This is a genomic window from Rhodococcus sp. T7 (assembly GCF_009872365.1).
GTDB lineage: Bacteria > Actinomycetota > Actinomycetes > Mycobacteriales > Mycobacteriaceae > Rhodococcus_F.
On sequence record NZ_WXYH01000221.1, the window covers coordinates 96935 to 117432 of the forward strand.

The 20498-nt window shown below is 68.6% G+C and carries 14 protein-coding genes; 12 read left to right on the top strand and 2 right to left on the bottom strand.

Translation table 11 applies throughout. The features are described from left to right. Positions 1–516: 516 nt before the first annotated feature. On the top strand, positions 517–1956 hold the full coding sequence (gene proS / locus MLGJGCBP_RS20780) for a proline--tRNA ligase (protein ID WP_160097823.1): 1440 nt from the start codon (positions 517–519) through the stop codon (positions 1954–1956). Positions 1957–2071: 115 nt separating this feature from the next. Further along, entirely contained in the window at positions 2072–2884 is an 813-nt protein-coding gene (locus MLGJGCBP_RS20785) for a hypothetical protein (RefSeq protein ID WP_160097824.1), read from the top strand. A gap of 43 nt (positions 2885–2927) precedes the next feature. Here MLGJGCBP_RS20785 and MLGJGCBP_RS20790 read toward each other — a convergent pair whose 3' ends face one another. Further along, on the bottom strand, positions 2928–4100 hold the full coding sequence (locus MLGJGCBP_RS20790) for an MFS transporter (protein ID WP_160097888.1): 1173 nt from the start codon (positions 4098–4100) through the stop codon (positions 2928–2930). A gap of 142 nt (positions 4101–4242) precedes the next feature. Between MLGJGCBP_RS20790 and MLGJGCBP_RS20795 the strand changes: the two genes are divergently transcribed. Next, positions 4243–5604, top strand: a complete 1362-nt coding sequence (locus MLGJGCBP_RS20795; protein ID WP_160097825.1) for an amidase — start codon at positions 4243–4245, stop codon at positions 5602–5604. A gap of 18 nt (positions 5605–5622) precedes the next feature. On the opposite strand, the gene MLGJGCBP_RS20800 is transcribed toward MLGJGCBP_RS20795, so the two are convergent. Next, on the bottom strand, positions 5623–6810 hold the full coding sequence (locus MLGJGCBP_RS20800) for a CaiB/BaiF CoA transferase family protein (protein ID WP_160097826.1): 1188 nt from the start codon (positions 6808–6810) through the stop codon (positions 5623–5625). Between the two features lie 183 nt (positions 6811–6993). On the opposite strand from MLGJGCBP_RS20800, the gene MLGJGCBP_RS20805 reads away from it, so the two are divergent. The 9 genes from MLGJGCBP_RS20805 to MLGJGCBP_RS20845 all read left to right on the top strand — a co-directional run bounded on the left by MLGJGCBP_RS20805 (position 6994) and on the right by MLGJGCBP_RS20845 (position 20497). Continuing rightward, positions 6994–8097: an XdhC family protein gene (locus tag MLGJGCBP_RS20805; RefSeq protein ID WP_160097827.1), complete on the top strand. Its 1104-nt coding sequence runs from the start codon at positions 6994–6996 to the stop codon at positions 8095–8097. 91 nt (positions 8098–8188) lie between these two features. Then, entirely contained in the window at positions 8189–9892 is a 1704-nt protein-coding gene (locus MLGJGCBP_RS20810; protein ID WP_160097828.1) for a PucR family transcriptional regulator, read from the top strand. Between the two features lie 164 nt (positions 9893–10056). Continuing rightward, positions 10057–11493, top strand: coding sequence for a uracil-xanthine permease family protein (locus MLGJGCBP_RS20815; RefSeq protein WP_087560878.1), 1437 nt, complete (start codon positions 10057–10059; stop codon positions 11491–11493). A 76-nt stretch (positions 11494–11569) separates the two neighbouring features. Further along, entirely contained in the window at positions 11570–12481 is a 912-nt protein-coding gene (locus tag MLGJGCBP_RS20820) for an FAD binding domain-containing protein (RefSeq protein WP_160097829.1), read from the top strand. A 2-nt stretch (positions 12482–12483) separates the two neighbouring features. Further along, positions 12484–13128, top strand: a complete 645-nt coding sequence (locus tag MLGJGCBP_RS20825; RefSeq protein ID WP_160097830.1) for a (2Fe-2S)-binding protein — start codon at positions 12484–12486, stop codon at positions 13126–13128. After that, positions 13125–15626, top strand: coding sequence for an aerobic carbon-monoxide dehydrogenase large subunit (cutA, locus tag MLGJGCBP_RS20830; RefSeq protein WP_160097831.1), 2502 nt, complete (start codon positions 13125–13127; stop codon positions 15624–15626). The genes MLGJGCBP_RS20825 and cutA overlap by 4 nt, the downstream gene beginning before the upstream one ends. Further along, positions 15623–16279: an SRPBCC family protein gene (locus MLGJGCBP_RS20835; protein WP_160097832.1), complete on the top strand. Its 657-nt coding sequence runs from the start codon at positions 15623–15625 to the stop codon at positions 16277–16279. The genes cutA and MLGJGCBP_RS20835 overlap by 4 nt, the downstream gene beginning before the upstream one ends. A gap of 169 nt (positions 16280–16448) precedes the next feature. Beyond that, positions 16449–18551, top strand: coding sequence for a hydantoinase/oxoprolinase family protein (locus MLGJGCBP_RS20840; protein ID WP_160097833.1), 2103 nt, complete (start codon positions 16449–16451; stop codon positions 18549–18551). Continuing rightward, positions 18548–20497 (top strand): hydantoinase B/oxoprolinase family protein, encoded by a 1950-nt coding sequence (locus MLGJGCBP_RS20845; protein ID WP_160097834.1) that lies wholly within the window; start codon positions 18548–18550, stop codon positions 20495–20497. The genes MLGJGCBP_RS20840 and MLGJGCBP_RS20845 overlap by 4 nt, the downstream gene beginning before the upstream one ends. Position 20498 lies beyond the last annotated feature (1 nt).

Genomic DNA, 20498 nt, shown 5'->3' on the forward strand with positions numbered 1-20498 from the left:
TCAGTCGATTCGGGTCGCTGAGGAACCGTGACAACGGTGCGGAACGAGAGAAGACTCGAGAACAGACCAGCCTGTCGGTTGATGCGACACCCAGGCCTACGAGTCCGTCGTAACGCTCACGGCGTGAATAGAGAGCCAGGTCCAAGGGTCACTCTGTTGGCGTCCAATGGTGCTTCGGCGGCAAACAATTGCGAAGAATTGGCCGGCTCCGGCTCGTCCAGTGCTGCCCGGCCCACGTATCGGGATCGGAGCGGAACATCATGACCAGTACACCTGCAGGAATCAACTGCCACCTGGTGTCTCCAGCGGGGTACCCCTAAAGTACGAGAGCGGCGATCAATCGGTGTCCGGGCCGTGCTATGCGGACTTCCCGGTCGGGACAGTCGTCACGGTGACCACCACACCGGACGCGGGCAATTATCTCAACGGTCTGGATTGCGGCAGCGGCGGGATGTTGGAGAACCCCTGCAAAAATCGGTCGATCAATGGCTTATGTCCCGAGTAGTCTGCGTGGGCATGGCACGGGATGAACGCGGTGTGATCGCCCAGAGTGAGGACTTCGCTGCCTGGTACAACGAGGTGGTGTTCAAGGCCGGGCTCGTCGACCGGGGTCCGGCCAAGGGCACCATGGTGATCCGGCCGTACGGGTACCGGCTGTGGGAGCTGCTGCAGTCCGAACTGGACCGCCGCATCAAAGACACCGGTCACGAGAATGCATACTTTCCGTTGCTGATTCCGGAGAGCTACCTCGGCCGGGAAGCGGAACACGTCGAAGGGTTTTCCCCGGAACTGGCGGTGGTCACCCACGCCGGCGGGAAGAAGCTGGAAGAACCCTTGGTGGTGCGGCCGACGTCGGAGACGATCATCGGTGAGATGATGGCCAAATGGATCAGCTCGTACCGCGACCTGCCGCTGTTGTTGAACCAGTGGGCGAACGTCGTGCGGTGGGAGCTGCGACCCCGAATGTTTCTCCGCACCACGGAATTTCTGTGGCAGGAGGGTCATACCGCGCACGCAGGCGAGGCGGCGGCCCGCCGTGAGACGATGCTCGCGCTCGACCTGTATCACGAGGTGGCGCGGGAGTGGGCCGCGATTCCGGTCGTGCCGGGTGAGAAGACACCCGGTGAACGGTTCGCCGGCGCGGTGGCGACGTACACGATCGAGGGCATGATGCGGGACGGCCGGGCGCTGCAATCCGGCACCTCGCATTACATGGGCACCAACTTCGCGTCGGCGTTCGACATCCGCTACACCGCCGACGACGGTCGAGAAGAGCTGTGTCACACGACGTCCTGGGGGATGAGCACCCGGATGATCGGTGGCATCGTCATGGCACACGGCGACGACAAGGGCCTGGTGCTGCCGCCGCGGTTGGCGCCGTACCAGGTGGTGATCGTGCCGATCGCCCGTGGCGGCAACGCTGCCGTCGAGGATGCGGCCGAGGACCTGGCTCGTCGCCTGCGTGCGGCGGGTGTGCGGACTCACGTCGATGCCCGGCCCCAGCTGACCCCCGGGTTCAAATACAACGAGTGGGAGTTGCGCGGCGTCCCGGTCCGGCTCGAACTCGGCCCACGAGATCTGAAGGCGGGCACCGCGATGATGGTGAAGCGTCTCGGCGACGACGGTAAGCAGGCCGTGCCGATCGACTCCCTGCCCGAAACCCTGCCGGGGGTCCTGGACGACTTCCAGGATTTCCTGCTCGCTCGCGCGACTACGTTCCGCGACAGCCACACTCGGACCGTCGACGACTGGGAACGGTTCGCCGACGCGGTGTCGACGGGGTGGGCACTCGCACTGCACTGCGGGAGCGCCACCTGCGAGGAGGACATCAAGGCCCGCACCGCCGCCACCCCGCGGTGCGTGCCCCGGGACGGCGAACCGGAGACGGGAGTGTGCGTGCGGTGCGGGGCGTCGTCGGCGTACGGGAAGCGGGTGGTCTTCGGACGCGCCTATTGAGGGGTGCCGATCACCACCCCTCGGGGGACTATTCGCACGGCAGGCATTCGAAGGACGCTGGGAACTCGGAAAACCGACCACCCGAACAAGCCCCTCGACCGAATGGAACCCTCGCATGCCCCACATCCTCGGCACCACCGTCCGCGACACGCACGAACACGATCCGCCGGGCCGCGTCTCACCCGACGTCGCACCCGCAGTCTCACCAGTCGTCTCGCCCGTTGTCGAATCCGCCCCGAAACCGGTCCGTCACCACTGGACCTTCGCGCGGATCGGCCTGTACCTGCTGCTCGCGTCCCTGCCGCTGCTGGCGATCTCCGCGCAGGTGTTCGGCGTCGTGCCGATGAACACCACCGGTGCGCTGGTGATCATTCCGCTCGCAACCTCCCTCGCCGTGTTGTGCGTGTTCGCTCCGCACCCGATCGACCGCATCGTCGGCCACGGCCTCGGCTGGGGAATGTTCGCGTGTCTGGCCTATGACGTCTTCCGCCTCGACACCGTGTATCTGCTCGGACTGTGGGGCGATTTCATCCCGAAGATGGGCACCTGGCTCCACTCGGGAACCGACAGCCGGACCGGTGCGATCGTCGGATACCTGTGGCGCTACTTCGGCGACGGCGGCGGAATCGGCATCGCATTCTTCCTCATCGCCCTGGCGGCCGGCCTCCAGCACCGGTCCAGTCGCACCGTTCTCCTCGCGTTCGTCACGTTCGCGGTGTTTCCGGTCTGGGCCGGGCTGATCGGCACGGTCGCGCTGTCGGACCGCGGTCAGCGCGACATGTTCCCGCTGACGCCGACGACGATCACCCTGTCGCTGATCGGGCATCTGATCTTCGGCCTGGTGCTGGGCCTCGGCTTCCTGCGGGCCCGGGGTCGCCTCGCGCAGCACTGGCCCTGGCCGCCGCTGATCCCCGTCCGCTCCCGCTGACCCGCACGTGAGTGGCAAAGCGTGCGCGAGCACACTTTGCCACTCACCTGGGGGTGAGGTGCGGATCCTTCGCCTTGCGGCCCACGGCCACGGACACCAGCATCAGTAATGCCGCCCCCGCGAAACAGGCGGCATAGCCGACGTGCGGGGCGAGGAGTGAGATGACGAACGGAACGGCGAAGCCGATGTAGATCAGGCAGTAGAACACCGCCACGGTCTGTGCGAGTTCGTCTTCCGGCGACAGCTTCTCGACGGACGCGAGACCCGACCCGAGCAGGATGCCGTAGCAGGATCCGAGCAGGAAGGCCGCGACGACGATCGCGGCGACCGACAGCGCACCGCCGGTATAGGCGACCACGGGCGCGGCGCCGAAACCCAGCACCCCGAGCAGGATGCCGACGCGGATTCCGGCGTCGTCGTCCTGCTCCGACCACCGTTTGGCCCACGGCTGGATCACCGCCCCGGTGATCAGGGTCAGCGCCGCGACGAGACCGGTGAACGCCACCGACGTGGAGCGCAGCGACTCGGACACGAGCGGCGGAAGCGTCGCGAACGACACGGTCGCCACCCCGAACACCCACGGCGCCCAGGGCGCGATGCCCCACCGGAACCGGGACGTCGCGAGCGCGGACAGGGGCTTGGCGACGAGGTCCGTCGCGCGGGCCCGTGCATCGGGCACCGACCACACCAGCGCCAGGGCCAGGGCCATCAACACGATGTGCACCAGATACGGGAGCAGTTCCGGCGCGGGCAGCCACTGCGCGATCACACCGGCGAACAGGGCGCCGCAGCCGAAGCCCGCCGACAACGACACCGCCGCGCGGCGCGCACCGGCCCCGGCCTGCGACGCGGAGCTGAGTTCCTTCATCCAGGCGGTGCCGGCGCCGAACGCCATGCCGGACGCGAGTCCGGCCAGCACCCGTCCCAGATAGAGCAGGTCGGGGACGGCGGCTCCCGCGATCAGGACGAGGGAGGAGACGATGCCGACGGGGATCATCGGACGGATCACCGCGCGCCGGCCGAACCGGTCGGACACGCGCCCGAAGTACAGCAGCGCAGGGATCAGCCCGACGACATACGACGCGAGCATCGCGGTGAACGAACCGCCCCCGAGACCGAGTTGGTCGCGGTAGACCAGCTGCATCGGGGCGAACTGGTTGGCTCCCCAGCTGACCGCGAACAGCGCGAAGGCAAGGCGGACCCAGGGCGAGAGCATCATCCGATCCTCCCAGAACCGGTAGCGCGGCGAAGTATCAACTCTTCACAGCTCGGGCGCCGCATTCCTGTGCACACTGGCCGTGTGCGGCGGGTCCGGGGATGTCTAGCGTCGAGCACTGAGCCCGAGCCGAGGAGGACATGTGTGGGGTAACGACGGCCGCTGGGTCGGCTCGGACGCGCACGCGATCGCCCGCGCCGTGACCGGCCGAGAGGTGTCCGCGAGCCAGGTGCTCGACGACCACCTGGCGCACATCAAGGCCCGCAACCCGGAGCTGAACGCCGTCGTCACCGTCGCCGAGGACCAGGCGATCCGGGCCGCCGACGACCTCGACACCCGGATCGGCCGAGGTGAGGACGTCGGACCGCTCGCCGGGGTGCCGTTCACGGTGAAGGACCTCATCGCGACCGCGGGGGTCCGGACGACAGCGGGTTCACGCGCGCTCGAGCACAACGTGCCGCGCGTCGACGCCCCCGCGGTGGCCGCGATGAGGGCGGCCGGCGCGATCCTCGTCGGCAAGACGAACACCCCGGAGTTCGGGGCCAGCGGTCTCACCCACAACGACCTGTTCGGGTACACCGTGAACCCGCTCCGGCCCGACGGGGTTCCCCGCTCACCCGGGGGTTCGAGCGGCGGCGAGGCGGCGGCGATCGCCTCCGGGATGAGCGTGGTCGGTCTCGGCACCGACTTCGGCGGGTCGGTGCGCTGGCCCGCACACTGCACGGGACTGCGCTCCGTCCGCCCGACCGTCGGCCGGGTCGACCCCGACGGGCAGTATCCCGGCGTCCCGTCCGGCGATCACCTGCTGACCAACCCGGCGACCATGCACGGCACGCTGCAGACGATCGGTCCGATGGCGCGGACGCTGGACGACGCGGCCCTCGTGCTGCGGGTGCTCTCGTCCCGGCAGTACCGGTGGACGGACCCGGGCACGGTAGACCTCTCGCGTCTCGACGTCACATGGGCGCCCGGTGAGGGGACCGTCCCGGTGGACGAGGAGATCGTCGCGGCCGTCGCCGGTGCCGCCCGGCAACTCGGGGCCCGCCCCTACCGGGGTGTTGCGCTGGCGGAGGGGAACGACCTGTTCGGGACGCTGCGGTCCGTCGAAACCCACACCGACATCGCAGAACTCGGCACCGCCTTCGGCGCGAACATCGCCGCGATGCTCGCCGCCGGGTGGGACGTGGACCGGCGCGGGGTCGAACGGCTGTGGGCGCGGCGATCGGAACTCGTGCACCGGTTGCTCGGCGAGATGGGGGACGTCCTCGTCCTCCCCGTCGCCTCGATTCCGGCGCCCCCGCTCGGCGAAGAACTGTTCGACGTCGGTGGGCAGTCGCTGACCTGGGCTCAGGCCCTGGCGAGTTGTCGCGCGATCAGTGTGACGGGCCTGCCGTCCGTCGTCGTCCCGGTGGGAAACACCCGGTCCGGGTTGCCGATCGGCGTGCAGGTCGTCGCGCGGCCGTGGTGTGAGCACGTCGCGCTGGCCGTGGCCGCCCGGTTGTGAGGCGACCACGGCCGGACGTCAGATCACCCGGTCCCGCCGAAGGTCCTCGATGTCTTCCTCGCTCAACCCGAATTCGCCCAGCACCTCGGCGGTGTCCTGTCCCAGCACCATCGGCGGCGCGTTCCGGATCGGCAGGGTTTCCTCGTCCACCCAGAACGGGCCCCGGACCAGCGGCACCTCACCGCCGTCCGGGGTGGCCACGGGCTGCACCATCTTCAGGGCCCGCACCTGCGGGTCGGCGAACGCCTGATCGATCGTGTGGACGGGACCGCACGGGATGCCCGCCGCACGAATCAGCGTCACCCATTCGGCGGCCGGACGTGCGGACAGCAGTTCGAGCAGTTCCTTGGTGAGCTGATCCCGATGTGCGAGTCGTGACTGGCCGGTGCGATATTCGGGCCGGTCGGCGAGTTCGCGGTCCCCGAGAACGTCGCACAGCGACTGCCAGTGCCGGTCCGAACCGGTCGCGATGATGATGGGGAAATCGGCGGTGTCGAACGTGCCGTACGGCGTGATCGTCGGGTGCGTGTTCCCGTTCGGCTCCGCGACGCGTCCGGTGCTCAGGTAGTCCTGCGCCTGGAACGACATGATCGACAGCGCCGATTCGAGCAGCGACGTCTGCACGTGATGACCCGCACCGTCTCGCCCCCGGGCCACGAGCGCCGCCGTGATGCCCAGCGCCGCATAGATACCGGACACCGTGTCGATGATCGGGATTCCGACGCGCATCGGCGTGTGGTCGCCGGCACCGGTCACCGACATCAGGCCCGACATGCCCTGCGCCACCTGATCGAGGCCCGGCGAGAACTGCTCGGGACCGGTAGGCCCGAAACCGCTGACACTCATGACGATCACCCCGGGATTGTCCGCGGCCAGCGATTCCTGGTCGAGTCCCATGTCCGCGAGGACACCCGGCCGGAAGTTCTCCACGATGACGTCCACGCCGACGGCGATGCGGCGCAGCAGTTTCCGGCCCTGTTCGCTGCGCATGTCGAGGGCGACCGAACGCTTGCCGCGGTTGACGGAGGTGAAGTAGAGGCTGTCGCTGCCGTCGAACGGCGGCCACTGCCGGGAACTGTCGCCACCGGAACGGGTCTCGACCTTGATGATGTCGGCGCCGAAGTCCGACAGCAGTGCCGTGCACAGCGGTCCGGCGGGGGCCCGCGTGAGGTCGAGGACCCGGATCCCGCTGAGCAACTGGTTCATGGTGGATCCTCGGTTCTCTGTGAAGGAAGGGGAGACCGTCCGAGAATTGCGGACTCGCCCGTCGATAGCGATGGCGAGAATGCACAAGCGGCCGCTGGGGATTTCGGCGCATTGTGTGCCGCGACGGCGGGTCGTCGCCGGTTAGCGTGAGCTACCGAAGAAGCACCCGAGGAGGACGAGACGATGCGCGACATCCTGACGGGCCTGGAATCGTGGTTCGACCGCGGCGAGACGTTCGCGCTCGCCACGGTGGTGCGCACCTGGAAGTCGTCCCCGCGGGCGCCGGGCGCGGCGATGGCCGTGTCGGAATCCGGTGAGGTCCTCGGAAGTGTGTCCGGTGGGTGCGTCGAGAGCACGCTGTACGAGACGGCGCGGAACGTGCTGGCCGACGGGCGGAGCCGCACCGAAGTGTTCTGTGTGGCCGACGACGACGCGATCGGTGTCGGACTGACGTGCGGCGGCACCATCGAGGTGTTCGTCCAGCGCATCGGACGGCACGACTTCCCGGGTTTCGCGGACACGGCGCGGCGCATCCGCGGCGGCGAGTCGATCGCCGTCGTGACGGAGACCGGCGACGGATCGCGAACCCGGCGCTGCGTGATCACCGGGGACGGCCCGGTGGGCGACCTCGACCTGAACGCCGCCGACGTCGACAGTGTCCGCCGACGGTTCGACGCCGGTGAGTCGCAGGTGTATCAGCTGCGGTCCGAGACGGTGTGCATGGTCGAGATCTTCGCGCCGCTACCGCGGATGTACATCTTCGGGGCCATCGACTTCGCCGCCGCCATGTGCACGCTGGGCGCGTTCGCCGGCTACCACGTCACCGTGATCGACGCCCGCGCCGTGTTCGCGACCCGCGCCCGATTCCCGGACGCCGACGACGTCGTCGTGATGTGGCCGCACCGGTTCCTCGAGACCGCACCGGTCGACCGCCGGACCGTGCTGGCCGTGCTGACCCACGACGAGAAATTCGACATTCCCCTGCTGGAACTGGCCCTGCGATCGGATGCGGCGTACATCGGCGCGATGGGCAGCCGGGCCACACACGACCGCCGCGTCGCGCTGCTGCGCGAACAGGGGACGACCGCGGCGGAGCTGGCGCGGCTGCATTCGCCGATCGGCCTCGACCTGGGTGCCCGCACCCCGGAGGAGACGGCGGTGTCGATCCTGGCTGAGATGATGAAGACAACCCGGGGCACCACGGGGCTCGAACTCCAGCTGCTCACCGGCCCGATTCACCGTGACGCGCCCGCCGGCACCGGCCGACCGCTCGAGTGCACTGCATGACCGACGTTTGACGGGTATTCACGTCGCGACTTATGGTCACACTTTCGCGCCATCCGGGGCGAGTATCGGATCAGGTGAGCAGGGTGTTGCAGTGACGGCGAGGGATGTCGGCGGTTCCGCTCCCCGGTTCCGCGCAGCCGCCGACACCGGCAACGGGACTGGTCCGGGCGTTGCGCCGCAATCATTCGCCGACGTGCTGGCGTCCGATCTCCTCGTCTCCCCGACACTCGTGGCCGGCGCGACCGGCACCTACCGTGAGGTGTCGAACGTCGCCGTGATGGCGGTGCCGGACATCGGACCGTGGCTCCGGCCCGGGCAGTTGCTGATCACCACGTCCGCGGTGCTGGGCCGGCTGGTCGAGCCGATCGACGCGTTCCTCGCCCGGCTCGACAGGCGGGGTGTCGCCGGGCTCGCCGTGCGCCTCGACGATGCCACCGCGGCGCTGCCGGCCGAGATGACCGATGCGGCCGACGAACTCGGGTTTCCCGTCGCCGTCGTCGCTAAGCCATACTCGCAGGAGCATCCGCTGTCCGGGGCTCTCGCCGAGTCGTCGGCCCGGCAGGTCGACGCCGTGTTCGAGGCGGACCGGCTGCGAAGGGTGCTCGTCGACGTCGTGATGGCCGGCGGCGGGTTCGCCGAACTCGCCGTCGCCGTTGCCCGTGAACTGGGTGGGGCCGTGCTGGTCACGACACCCGACGGACGTCAGTTGTGCCGGGCCGGCGACGAGTCCGAACTGGCGCTGCTGGCATCGAGTGCGGCGCTCGACGCCACCGGGCGGGTCCGCACCGACTCCACGGAGGGCGGGCTCGGCCTGCACCGGCTGGGCGACGAGTCCATCGCGGTGTCGGCGATTTCGGCGAACGGCATCGACCACGGGCGGCTGGTGCACTTTTGCACCGGACGCGCGCTGAGTAGCGAAGACCTGTACCTCGTCGAGCAGGCGGCGGCGGTGTGCGCCCTCGTGGTGGCCCGCGAACTGGTGGTCTCCTCGGTGGAGGAGAAGCACCGCGCCAACTTCGTGCGCGACCTGCTGCTCGGCCGCGGCGGCGAACACGAGCACGTGGTGGCGCACGCCAAGACGTTCGGCTGGGACCTCGACCGTCCCGTGGTGGTCGTGGTGATCGAACCGGATCCGGTCGGCGAGGACGAACCGTCGATGCCCACCCGGATGCCGCTCGTCGAACGGCAGGCGCGGGCGTTCACCAGCGCCGTCGCCGGCCGCGACCAGGGCGCCGCCGTCACCGCGCTGGCGACGGAGACGGTGATCCTGATGGGTGTCGGCACCGACACGATGAACCTCGTCCACGAACTCGTCGCCACCGTGCGCGGCGCCGGCGGCGGTGGTCGCCGCGCGTTCGGCGTGGGCGTTTCCCGGCCGACGGACTCGGTGGACGGCATCCCCGCCCTCTACGGCCAGGCCCGGACCGCGCTGAAGGTGGGACGGCAGATCGCCGGCGCCTGGGCGGTGACACATTTCGACGACCTCGGCGTCTACCGGCTGCTGAGCCTCGTCGAGGACGACCGCGAACTCGAATCGTTCGCGAGCGAGACGCTGCGCGAACTGACGGCCGACACAGCCGAGGCGCAGGACATGCGGCGCACCCTCGAGGTGCTGCTCGCCACCAACATCAACATCGCCGAAACCGCACGTCAACTCCACTTTCACTACAACACCCTGCGGTACCGGGTGGTGAAGCTGGAGAAGATGCTCGGGTCGTTCACCGATCACCCCGAATTGCGCCTCGACCTGTCGCTCGCCCTCAAGATCATGGCGATGCGCGGCATCAATTCCTAAAGTTGCCAATTTCGCCGGGCACGCCCTGGCAGATTCTTCTCACGCCGGGTGGCTGACGCTGTAATAACGTTTCCCTCCTATCGAGGTGTAACTGTGACGTGCGGCACATCGCAAGAAACCGGCCGCCGGCACCCCTGCACCGCCACTGTCTGAAAGGTCCCCCTATGCCTATCTGGACACTGCACGGAGATGGCAAGACCATCGCACCCGGGGAGGTCGTCACCCCCAGCGAACGGCTCAGCTGGGGCCGCACGATCGGGCTCGGCGGGCAGCACGTGGTCTCGATGTTCGGCGCCACGTTCGTCTTCCCGATCATCATGGGCCTCAATCCTCAACTGGCCGTGATGATGTCGGGTTTCTGCACGCTCTTCTTCCTGCTCGTCGTCAAGGGCCGGATTCCCAGCTACCTCGGGACGTCGGCCGCATTCGTCGGCGGCATCGCCGCCATCCGCGCCCAGGGCGGCACGTCGGCGCAGGTGACGGGCGCGATCCTGGTGTCCGGCCTCGTGCTCGCCGGGATCGGTGTGCTGATCCACTTCCTCGGCGGCGGGGTGGTGTTCAAGATCCTGCCGCCCGTGGTCACCGGCGCCGTCGTCATGCTGATCGGGTTCAACCTGGCCCCGGTGGTGGCCGGAACGTACTGGCCCCAGGACCAGTGGGTCGCGCTGACGGTGATGGTCGTGCTGGTGGTGGCGAGCGTCGCGCTCCGCGGATTCCTCGGCCGGGTCGCGATCTTCCTGACACTGCTGTTCGGCTACGTGCTGTCGTGGGTGCTCGACCTGACGACCGGCATGATCACGTCGTACGACCCGGTCGCCGGCGCGGTCACCGAACACTTCCGCGTCAACTGGGACGGCGTCTCCTCGGCATCGTGGATCGGGCTTCCGCCGTTCTCCGACGAGGCGAACGGCATCGTCGGCATCCACGCGCCGTCGTTCAGTCTCACGTTCATCGTCCTCGTGCTGCCCGGTGTCATCGCCCTGATCGCCGAGAACGCCGGACACGTCAAGGCCGTCGCGGAGATCACCAAGACCGACCTCGACCCGATGATGGGACGCGCCCTCATCGGCGACGGCCTGGCCACCACCATCGCGACCAGCGTCGGCGGATCCCCCACGACGACGTACGCGGAGAACATCGGCGTCATGGCCGCGACCAAGGTGTACTCGACCGCCGCGTACGCCGCGGCCGGGGTGATCGCGATGCTGCTGGGCTTCTCCCCCAAGTTCGGTGCCGTCATCTCCGCGACCCCCGGCGGGGTGCTCGGCGGAATCACGGTGGTGCTCTACGGGATCATCGGCCTGCTCGGCGCGAAGATCTGGAAGGAGAACGGCGTCGACTTCGGCAACCCGCTCAACCTGATGCCCATCGCCGCGGGCCTGATCATCGCGATCGGTGACGTGGAGCTGACGTTCAGCGACAGCTTCTCTCTGAGCGGCATCGCGCTCGGCACGATCGTGGTGATCGGGATGTACCACCTGTGCCGCGTCATCGCCCCGAAGGACGCCGACAACGCCGACGACGCCGGCACCGGCCGTCACCACCCGAAGCCGACCACCGACGACGGAACGGTCCCGGACCGGGTCGGTCAGCTCACGTGATCTGCCAGCGTCAGCACGTGAGTTTTGTCACTAGTTCACGAAACGTCGAGCGTACGATACGGGCAGGATCTGAGGAATGAAACCGTCGCCACTGACTTATCACCGACCTCGGTCGATCGACGAGGCCTGTCAGATCCTCGCGGACGTGGCTCACGAGGGGAAGGTGCTCGCGGGTGGGCAGTCGCTGATCCCGCTGCTCTCGATGCGGTTGGCCGCGCCGGCGCACCTCGTCGACATCGGATCGATCCCCCGGCTGGACGCGGTGTCGTCCTCGCGTGACCTCGGTGTCACGTTCGACGCCCTGACCACGCACTCGGTGCTCGAAGCCGACCGCGGCGCCGCACAGGTGCAGCCGCTGATCGGCCGCGGACTGCGCCTGGTCGCGCACCCGACCATCCGCAACCGCGGCACGACGGTCGGGTCCATCGTGCACGCCGACCCGTCCGCGGAGATGCCGGCGGTGCTCGCGCTGCTCGGTGGCTCGATCACCGTGCGGTCGGTGCGCGGGGTCCGGGAGATTCGGTCGACCGATCTGTTCGCCGGGCCGCTCGAAAGCACCCTCGAGGCGGACGAGATCGCGACGAGTGTGACGGTCCCGGCGGCCGAGCCCGGCGTCGGGACGGCGATCGACGAGATCGCCCGCAGGCACGGCGACTACGCACTCGTCGGGGTCGCCGCCCAGGTGCGGGTCGAGGGCGGTGCGGTGGGCGAGGCCCGGATGACGTACGTGTCGGCCGGCGAACTCGGTGAGGTCGTCGACTACACGGAGATCCTGCAGGGTGCGTCCGCGACCGACGACCGGGACCCGTTGTGGCGGAATCTGTCCGAGTTCGCGCGGGAACGGATCGACACCGAACCCGACATCCACGCCACGGCGCGGTACCGGTCGCAACTGGTCGCGGCCCTGACCGCCCGGGTCGGGTTCGCGGCCGCGCAGGACGCAGTGCTCGACGGTGCCGCCGTGCACGTGTCGGCGGGAGGAAGGTGACCATGACAAAGGCAACCCGCAGCATCGACGAGCAACTCGCCGAACTGCAGGAAGACACCGGCGAACAGCACGTCGCGGTGACGTTCACGCTCAACGCGGTGACGCAGACGGTGGTGCTGCCGTCGCGCACGCTGGCGTCCGACGCGATCCGCCACCATCTGCGGCAGACGGGAACGCACGTGGGCTGCGAGCACGGGGTGTGCGGCGCGTGCACCGTGCTGCTCGACGGCAAACCGGTGCGGTCGTGCCTGGTGCTCGCGGCGAGCCTGGAGGGCCGGGAGATCACCACGGTCGAGGGACTCGTCGAACCCGACGGCACGCTGCATCCGGTGCAGCAGGCGTTCATCGACTGTCACGGCCTGCAGTGCGGTTTCTGCACTCCCGGATTCGTCACGACCATCGCGGCGTTCCTCGAGGAGAACGACTCGCCGACCCGCGAGGAAGCCACCGACGCGATCGCGGGCAACCTGTGCCGGTGCACCGGCTACCAGAACATCCGCGCGGCCGTGCTGCGCGCCGCGGAGATCAAGCGCGAGCGTTCGGGCGAATTCCCGCTCGGCAAGGACGACGAGTCGGCACGCGCGTCACTCGATCCGAAGGTCCGCGGCACCACCAACCCCGTCGGGGGAAGGGCAGGGCGAGGATGAGCGTCACGAAACCCCGCACCACGCCGGCGGGCACGAAGGACACCGGCCGGGACACCGCCGAATCCGAGAAGCTGTTCGGCAAGCCGATTCCCCGCACCGAGGACGCCCGGTTGCTGTCCGGCAACGGCCGCTACCTCGACGACCTGGGCCACAACGCGCTCATCGCCGCGTTCGTCCGATCGCCGCACGCGCACGCCCTGATCACCGGGATCGACATCGACGCCGCCCTGGATCTGCCCGGCGTGCATGCGATCTACACATACGACGACCTCGTCGACGACTCCCCGGAGATGGCCGAGAACCTGCCCCTCCTCATCCCGCACCCGGCGATCACCGCACCGCGCAACGGGTATCCGCTCGCCAAGGACGAGGTCAACCACGTCGGCGAGGCGATCGCGATGGTCGTCGCCGACAACCGGTACGTCGCCGAGGACGCGTGCGCGAAGATCGACGTCACGTACGAGATGCTCCAACCGGTCGTCGGGATCGGCGTGGCCCGGCAGGCGGCCGCCGCCGTGCATGCGGACGTCCCCGACAACGTGGCGGCGCACCTGCAGCACGGATTCGGCGACGTGGACGCGGAACTGGCGAAGGCGCCGCACCGGCTCACCCTGAACCTCGAGATCGAGCGGTCGGCGTCGATGCCGATGGAGGGCAAGGGCGTCTACGCACGCTGGGACACCGACGAGCAGGCGCTCACGTTCTGGACGTCGACGCAGACGTCGACGTCGGCGCGCGCGGCGATTGCGGCACGACTGAACATGGCGCACAACAAGGTCCATTGCATCGCCCCGGACGTCGGCGGCGGATTCGGGGTGAAGATCGTCCATCCGTGGCCGGAGGAGGTCATGGTCACCTGGGCCGCGCGGCGGCTCGGGACGGCCGGCATCTCGAGCGAGGTCAAATGGGTCGAGGACCGGCGCGAGCACTTCGTGTCGAGTGCGCACGAACGCGGCCAGATCCAGGAGGTGACAGTCGGATTCGACGACGACGGCACCCTCCTCGCATTCGATTTCACGTTCTGGCACGACAACGGCGCCTACCTGCCGTACGGCATCATCGTCATGCTGAACACGTCGACGCAGGTGCTCGGGCCGTACAAGCCGAAATCGTTTCGGGTGGACGCATATTCGCTGTACACGAACACCGTCATCGTGACGCCCTACCGCGGCGCCGGGCGACCGCAGGCCGTGTTCGCGATGGAACGGGCGATGGACGCGATCGCGAAATATCTCGGCAAGGACGTCATCGAGGTCCGCGAGCACAACTTCATCCGGCCCGAGGAGATGCCGTACGACTTCCACCTCACGTTCCAGGACGGCCGCCCACTGATCTACGACACCGGCAACTACCAGGCCGGGATCGACAAACTCAAGAAGCTCATCGACTGGGACGGGTTCGCCGAGTACAAGAAGCAGGCGAAGGCCGAGGGCCGGGCCGTGGGCATCGGGATCGGCGCCTACGTGGAGGGAACCGGGCCGGGCCCGTACGAGGGCGCCCACGTCCTCGTCGAGACGTCCGGGAAGGTCAAGGCCGCAACGGGTCTGACCACCCAGGGGCAGGGCCACCAGACGGCGTTCGCGCAGATCGTCGCGGACGACCTCGGTGTTCCGGTCACCGATGTCGAGATCGTCACCGGCGACACCCGCCGATTCGGCTATGCCGTCGGCACGTTCGCGTCCCGCGGCGCCGTGATGTCCGGTTCCGCGTTCCATGTGGCCGCGCAGATGGTCGCGGAGAAGGCCCGCAAGATCGCCGGAGACGCACTGAACCTCGACCCCGCCGAACTGGAACTTCGCGGTGGGCACGTGTGCAAGATCGGCACACTGCCCGGCGTCGAGGGCACGTCCATCTCGCTGGGTGTCGTCGCCGTGCTGTCGAATCCACTGCGCTACGCGTTCGACGACGCGTCGCGGCAGGCCACCGGATTCGCGAAAGCCGACACGGACATGACGATTCCGCCGGTCCGGGAGGGCGAGCAGCCCGGACTCGAGGCCACCGGCTACTACTCGCCGCCGACGTCGACGTTCGCGTCGGGCGTGCACGCGGCGATCGTCGAAACCGATCCGGTGACGGCGGAAATCCACGTCCTGCGGTACGCCGTCATCCACGACTGCGGCAACGTCATCAACCCGCGGATCGTCGAGGGCCAGGTCATGGGCGCCGTCGCGCAGGGTGTCGGCGGCGCCTTGTACGAGAAGATCGTCTACGACGAGCACGGCCAGATGCTGAACGCGTCGTACATGGACTTCCTGATGCCGTTCGTCACCGAGATGCCCGACTCGCTCGAGATGGACCACACCGTCACCCCGTCCGGTCTCAATCCCCTCGGCATGAAGGGCGCGGGCGAAGCGGGCGTGATTCCGACGTCCGCCGTCATCGCCGCCGCGATCGAGGACGCGGAAGGCATCCCGATCACATCCATGCCGATATCCCCTTCGGAGTTGTTCGAGCTTCGCCTCGCGCACGCGTCGTCACAGAGCAAGGAGAACGAATGAGAATCGCAGGCACCGCCCTACTGACCGCACCGCCGGAGGCCGTGTACGACAACCTGCAGGACGGAAAGGTCCTCGCGGCCACCATTCCCGGGGTGCAGTCCCTCGAGCAGGTCAGCGACAACCATTACAAGCTGTCCATCACCGCGGGCGTCGCATCCATCAAGGGCACCTACGACGGCGAAGTGATTCTGTCGCAGCAGAATCGGCCGCAGTCGTTCGTGATGACGGCGTCCGGGGCGGGCGCACCCGGCACGGTCAAGGCCGACGTGACGGTGCGGCTCGAGGAACGCGACGGCGGCACCCTGCTCAGCTACGACGCGGACGCCGTGGTCGGCGGCATGGTCGGTGGCGTCGGGCAGCGGATGATCACCGGCGTCGCGAAGAAGATGGCCGGGGTGTTCTTCAAGGGCATCGACGGCGTCATCGCCAACGGCATCCCGCCGGCCGAGGTCGCCGCGGCGGCGGGTGAGGCCCCGGCGGTCGTCGGCGTCGCGCAAACAGCCCCGGTCCCCGCGACGGCCGCGGCCCGGCTGCGGGCACCCGAGGTGGCTTCCACGGCAACCGTTCTCGCGTCGGCCGCACTGGGCGCCGGCATCGCCCTCGCCGGTGTTCTCGTCGGCGGCATTCTCGTGCGGGGCACCTGCTCGAAGTAACCCGCGCACACCTTCAACACGGCACCCCGAACCGCCCGGTTCGGGGTGCCGTCGTCTGTCCGGAGCGGGCAGCGCCGAACGAGGACCGCCGAGTTCGGCGATATGTGACAAAGAAACCGGGCGGCGGAAACGGTGCAATTGCCTTACAGAGACGAGCCCAGGAGGAATCGTGGAATCCAGGAAGATTCGGGTCGGTATCGACACCGGCGGAACATTCACCGACGTCGTGGCTGTGGACGAGGAGTCCGGAGCCGTCGTCACCACCAAGACACCCTCGACGCCTGCCGACCCGGCGCAGGGATTCCTCACCGGAATCGAGAAGGTGCTCGCCAAGCTCGGCGAGACCGGCGACGCGATCGGCGCCGTCAGCCACGGCACCACCGTCGCCACCAACAAACTCCTCGAAGGCAAGGTCGAGAACCTCGGGTTCATCACCACCGAGGGGTACGAGCACGTCCTCGAGATCGCCCGGCAGTCCGTCCCCGACGGCTACGGTAACTCCTACTTCTGGGTCAAGCCCGACCGCATCGTCCCCGCCGACCGCGTCCGCACCATCGGCGGCCGGCTCGCGTTCGACGGCAGCGAGATCCGTCCCCTCGTCGAGGACGACGTCCGCCAGGCCGCCCGCTTCTTCGCCGACCGCGGCATCCGCACCATCGGCGTGTGCCTCATGCACTCCTACGCCAACCCGAGCCACGAGCGCCGCGTCCGGGACATTCTCCTCGAGGAATACCCCGAGGCGACGGTGAGCATCTCCAGCCAGGTGCTGCGCGAGTACCGCGAATACGAGCGGTCCATCACCACGCTCGTCGACGCGGCCGTGAAACCGAACATCCGCAACTACGTGAACAACATCGCGAACCGGCTGCGCGAATTCTCCTCCGACGAGGGCGAGGCCCGCGACATCCCGTTCTACGTGATGAAGTCGAACGGCGGCGTGCTCTCCGCGAAGGAGGTCGTGCACCAGCCCATCACCACGGTGCTGTCCGGCCCGGCGGCCGGCGCGCTCGGTGCCGCGCTCATCGCGAGTGTCGCCGGCGTCGAGCAGGTCCTCACGTGCGACGGCGGCGGAACGTCGACCGACGTCACCGTCGTGGTCCGCGGCGAGCCCGCGCTCACCACCGAGGGCCGGGTGGGCGCGTACCCGTCGAAGATCCCGATGATCGACGTCGTCACCGTCGGCGCAGGCGGCGGCTCCATCGCCTGGCAGACCCCCGAGGGCACGCTGCGCGTCGGACCGCAGTCGGCGGGCGCCGACCCCGGCCCGCTCTGCTACGGCAAGGGCGGCAGCGAGCCGACCATCACCGACGCGCACGTGCTGCTCGGCCGCATCCCACCCCACCTCCTTGGCGGCGAGATCCCCCTCGACACCGAACTGGCCCGCAAGGGCGTCGAGCAGCTCGCCCACCAGCTGAAACTCGACTTCGAGGCCTGCGCCACCGGCATCCTCGAGGTGTCGGCGTGGAACCAGGCCAACGCGCTGCGGCAGATCACGGTCAAGCGCGGCCTCGACGTCCGCGACTTCACCCTCGTCACGTTCGGCGGATCCGGGTCGCTGCTCGCCTGCCGGCTCGTCGACATCCTCGGACTCAAGGACGTCCTGGTCCCGCTGAACCCGGGCAACGTGTCCGCGTTCGGACTGCTCACCGTCGACGTCCGCAACGACTACGTGCAGACCCACGTCTGCCGGCACGACCGGCTGGAGATCGCCGAACTGCAGTCGGGGCTGGACGCGCTGGCCGCCGAGGCGGAAATCGCACTCGCCGACGAGGGCTTCGGGGAGTCGGAGCGCAAGTACGCGCGGTCGGCCGACCTCCGCTACCTCGGCCAGGCGTTCGAGGTGCGCGTGCCCGTCGGCGACGGTCCCGTCACCCCGGAGCTGATGGACCAGGCCGCGGAGCGGTTCCATCAGGCGCACAAGGAGCTGTACGGGTACGACTTCCGCGGCGACCCGCATCAGCACGTGGAGTGGGTGAACCTGCGCGTCAGCGGCATCGGCCCGATCAAGCGCCCGACGCTGAACGAGATCGCGGCCGGCACCGGAGCGGAGTCCGCCGTGACCGGCACCCGTCCGGCGTACTTCGACGAATGGGTCACCACCCAGGTCTACGACCGGGCCCGGCTCGGCGCCGGCGACGTGCTCGAGGGCCCGGCGGTGATCGAGGAATTCAGCTCCACCATCCCCGTGCACCCCGGTTTCCGGGCGCGGATCGACACCTTCGGAAACATCCGCATCACCAAGATCGCCGACTCGAACGGAGCGAACCGATGACCGTCACCACCGAACCCGTTGCAGTGCAGGCGGTCAAGCCCTACCGGCTGACACCGGTCGACGGAACGACACCCGACCCGGTGCTCGTGGAGATCGTCGCCGGCTACCTCGCCAGCGTCGAAATGGAGGTCGAGACGTCCATCTCGCGGACCTCCCGCTCCCCGATGATCCGCGACGCGCACGACTTCCGCGCCGGCATCCACGACCGCAACCTCCGGAAGCTCACGGGCCGTTCGTATTCGGCACTGGTGCACCCGGTTGCACGGGACTTTCCGCTCGACACCATGAAGCCCGGCGACGTCTACTTCCACAACGACGTCTACCTGTCCGAAGGCGGCATCGGCCACCTCCCCGACCTCTGCGTCACCGTGCCGGTGTTCGCGACCCGGCCGGGCGACACGGAACCGTCCGTCGTCGCGTTCGTGCAGGCGTTCGGCCACCACGACGACATCGGCGGCTGCTGCCCGGGATCGATGCCGTCCGGCGCGACCACGGTGTACGAGGAGGGGCTGATGGTCCCGCCGATCAAGCTGTGGGATCAGGGCGTGCCCAACGAGGCCGCGCTGCGCATCATGACCCGCAACTCGCGGATGCCCGACGCCCTGGCCGCCGACCTCGATGCCGAATGCTCGGCCTGCCTGATGGGCGCCCGGCGTCTCACCGAACTGTTCGAGCGGTACGGCTGCGACACCGTCGAGGCGTGCTTCGACGCGATGATGGACGCGACCACCGAAACGTACCGGCGGGAGATCCTCAGCAAGATCCCGAAGGGCGAGTACACGTGGGAGGACTATGCCGAACACGACGGCGTCGACGAGCCCATGCTGCACCGGCAGCGGATCACGCTCACCAAGACCGGCCCGGAGGACGAGGGCGGCGAACGCCTCATCCTCGACTTCAACGGCACCGGCCCGCAGGCGAAGGGTCCCATCAACCACTGCGGTGACTATGCCGACGGCAACTTCCTCATCAAGTGGCTCGCGCCGATTCTGCGCAACCTAGCCGACAGTCCCGAGCGGATGGCGGAACTCGACGTCAACGAGGGCGTCGTGCCGTTGATCGAGATGAAGTTCCCGGAGAAGGGCACGTTGATCACGCCGATCTTCCCGGCGCCCACCAACGCCCGCACGTTCGTGATCCTGCGGCTGCTCGGTGTGCTCGCGGGTGTCGTCGCGAAGGCCGTCGACGGCAACATGCCCGCCGACCAGGAGACCATCCGCTACACCGGGGTGTACGGCGAGGACTTCGACGGGCACTCGTACCTGATGCGGGAGGTGCTCGGCGGCGGTTCCGGTGGCCGGCACTACGCGGACGGTGAGGACACCATCCACGTCGTTCCCGACTCGCGGAACTTGCCGACCGAGTTCACCGAGAGCCGGTTCCCGTTCATCGTCGAGAAGCTGGGCCTGGCGAGGGACTCCGGCGGCGCCGGACGCTACCGCGGCGGCCTGGGCTACGAGAAGCACATCCGGATGCTCAAGGACGCGAACTTCATGTCCATCGCCGACCGCTCGATCCTCTCCTGCTGGGGAGTGAAGGGCGGCAAGGCCGGACGGCCCTTCTCCGTGGTCCTCGACCCGGGCGGCCCGAACGAGCGCGAGTTCGACGCGCTGACCGACGCCGAACCGATCAAGGCCGGTGAGGTGGTGCGGATCCGCACGACCGGTGGCGGCGGCTGGGGCGACCCCCTCGACCGTCCGATCGAGGAAGTCGTCCGGGACGTGCTGTGGGGCAAGGTGTCCGCGGAGGGCGCCCGCGCCGACTACGGTGTGGTGCTGACGTCGTCGGCCGGGGAGCCGGTCGCGGACGTCGACGCCACCGACGCGCTGCGCGAGCAGATGCGCGACAGCCGCGGCCTGGACGAGCCGTTCTTCGACCGCGGTCCGGGTTACGAACGCCTCTCCGGCGGTGCGAAGTTCGCCGAGTTCGACTTCATCGACCGGTGAT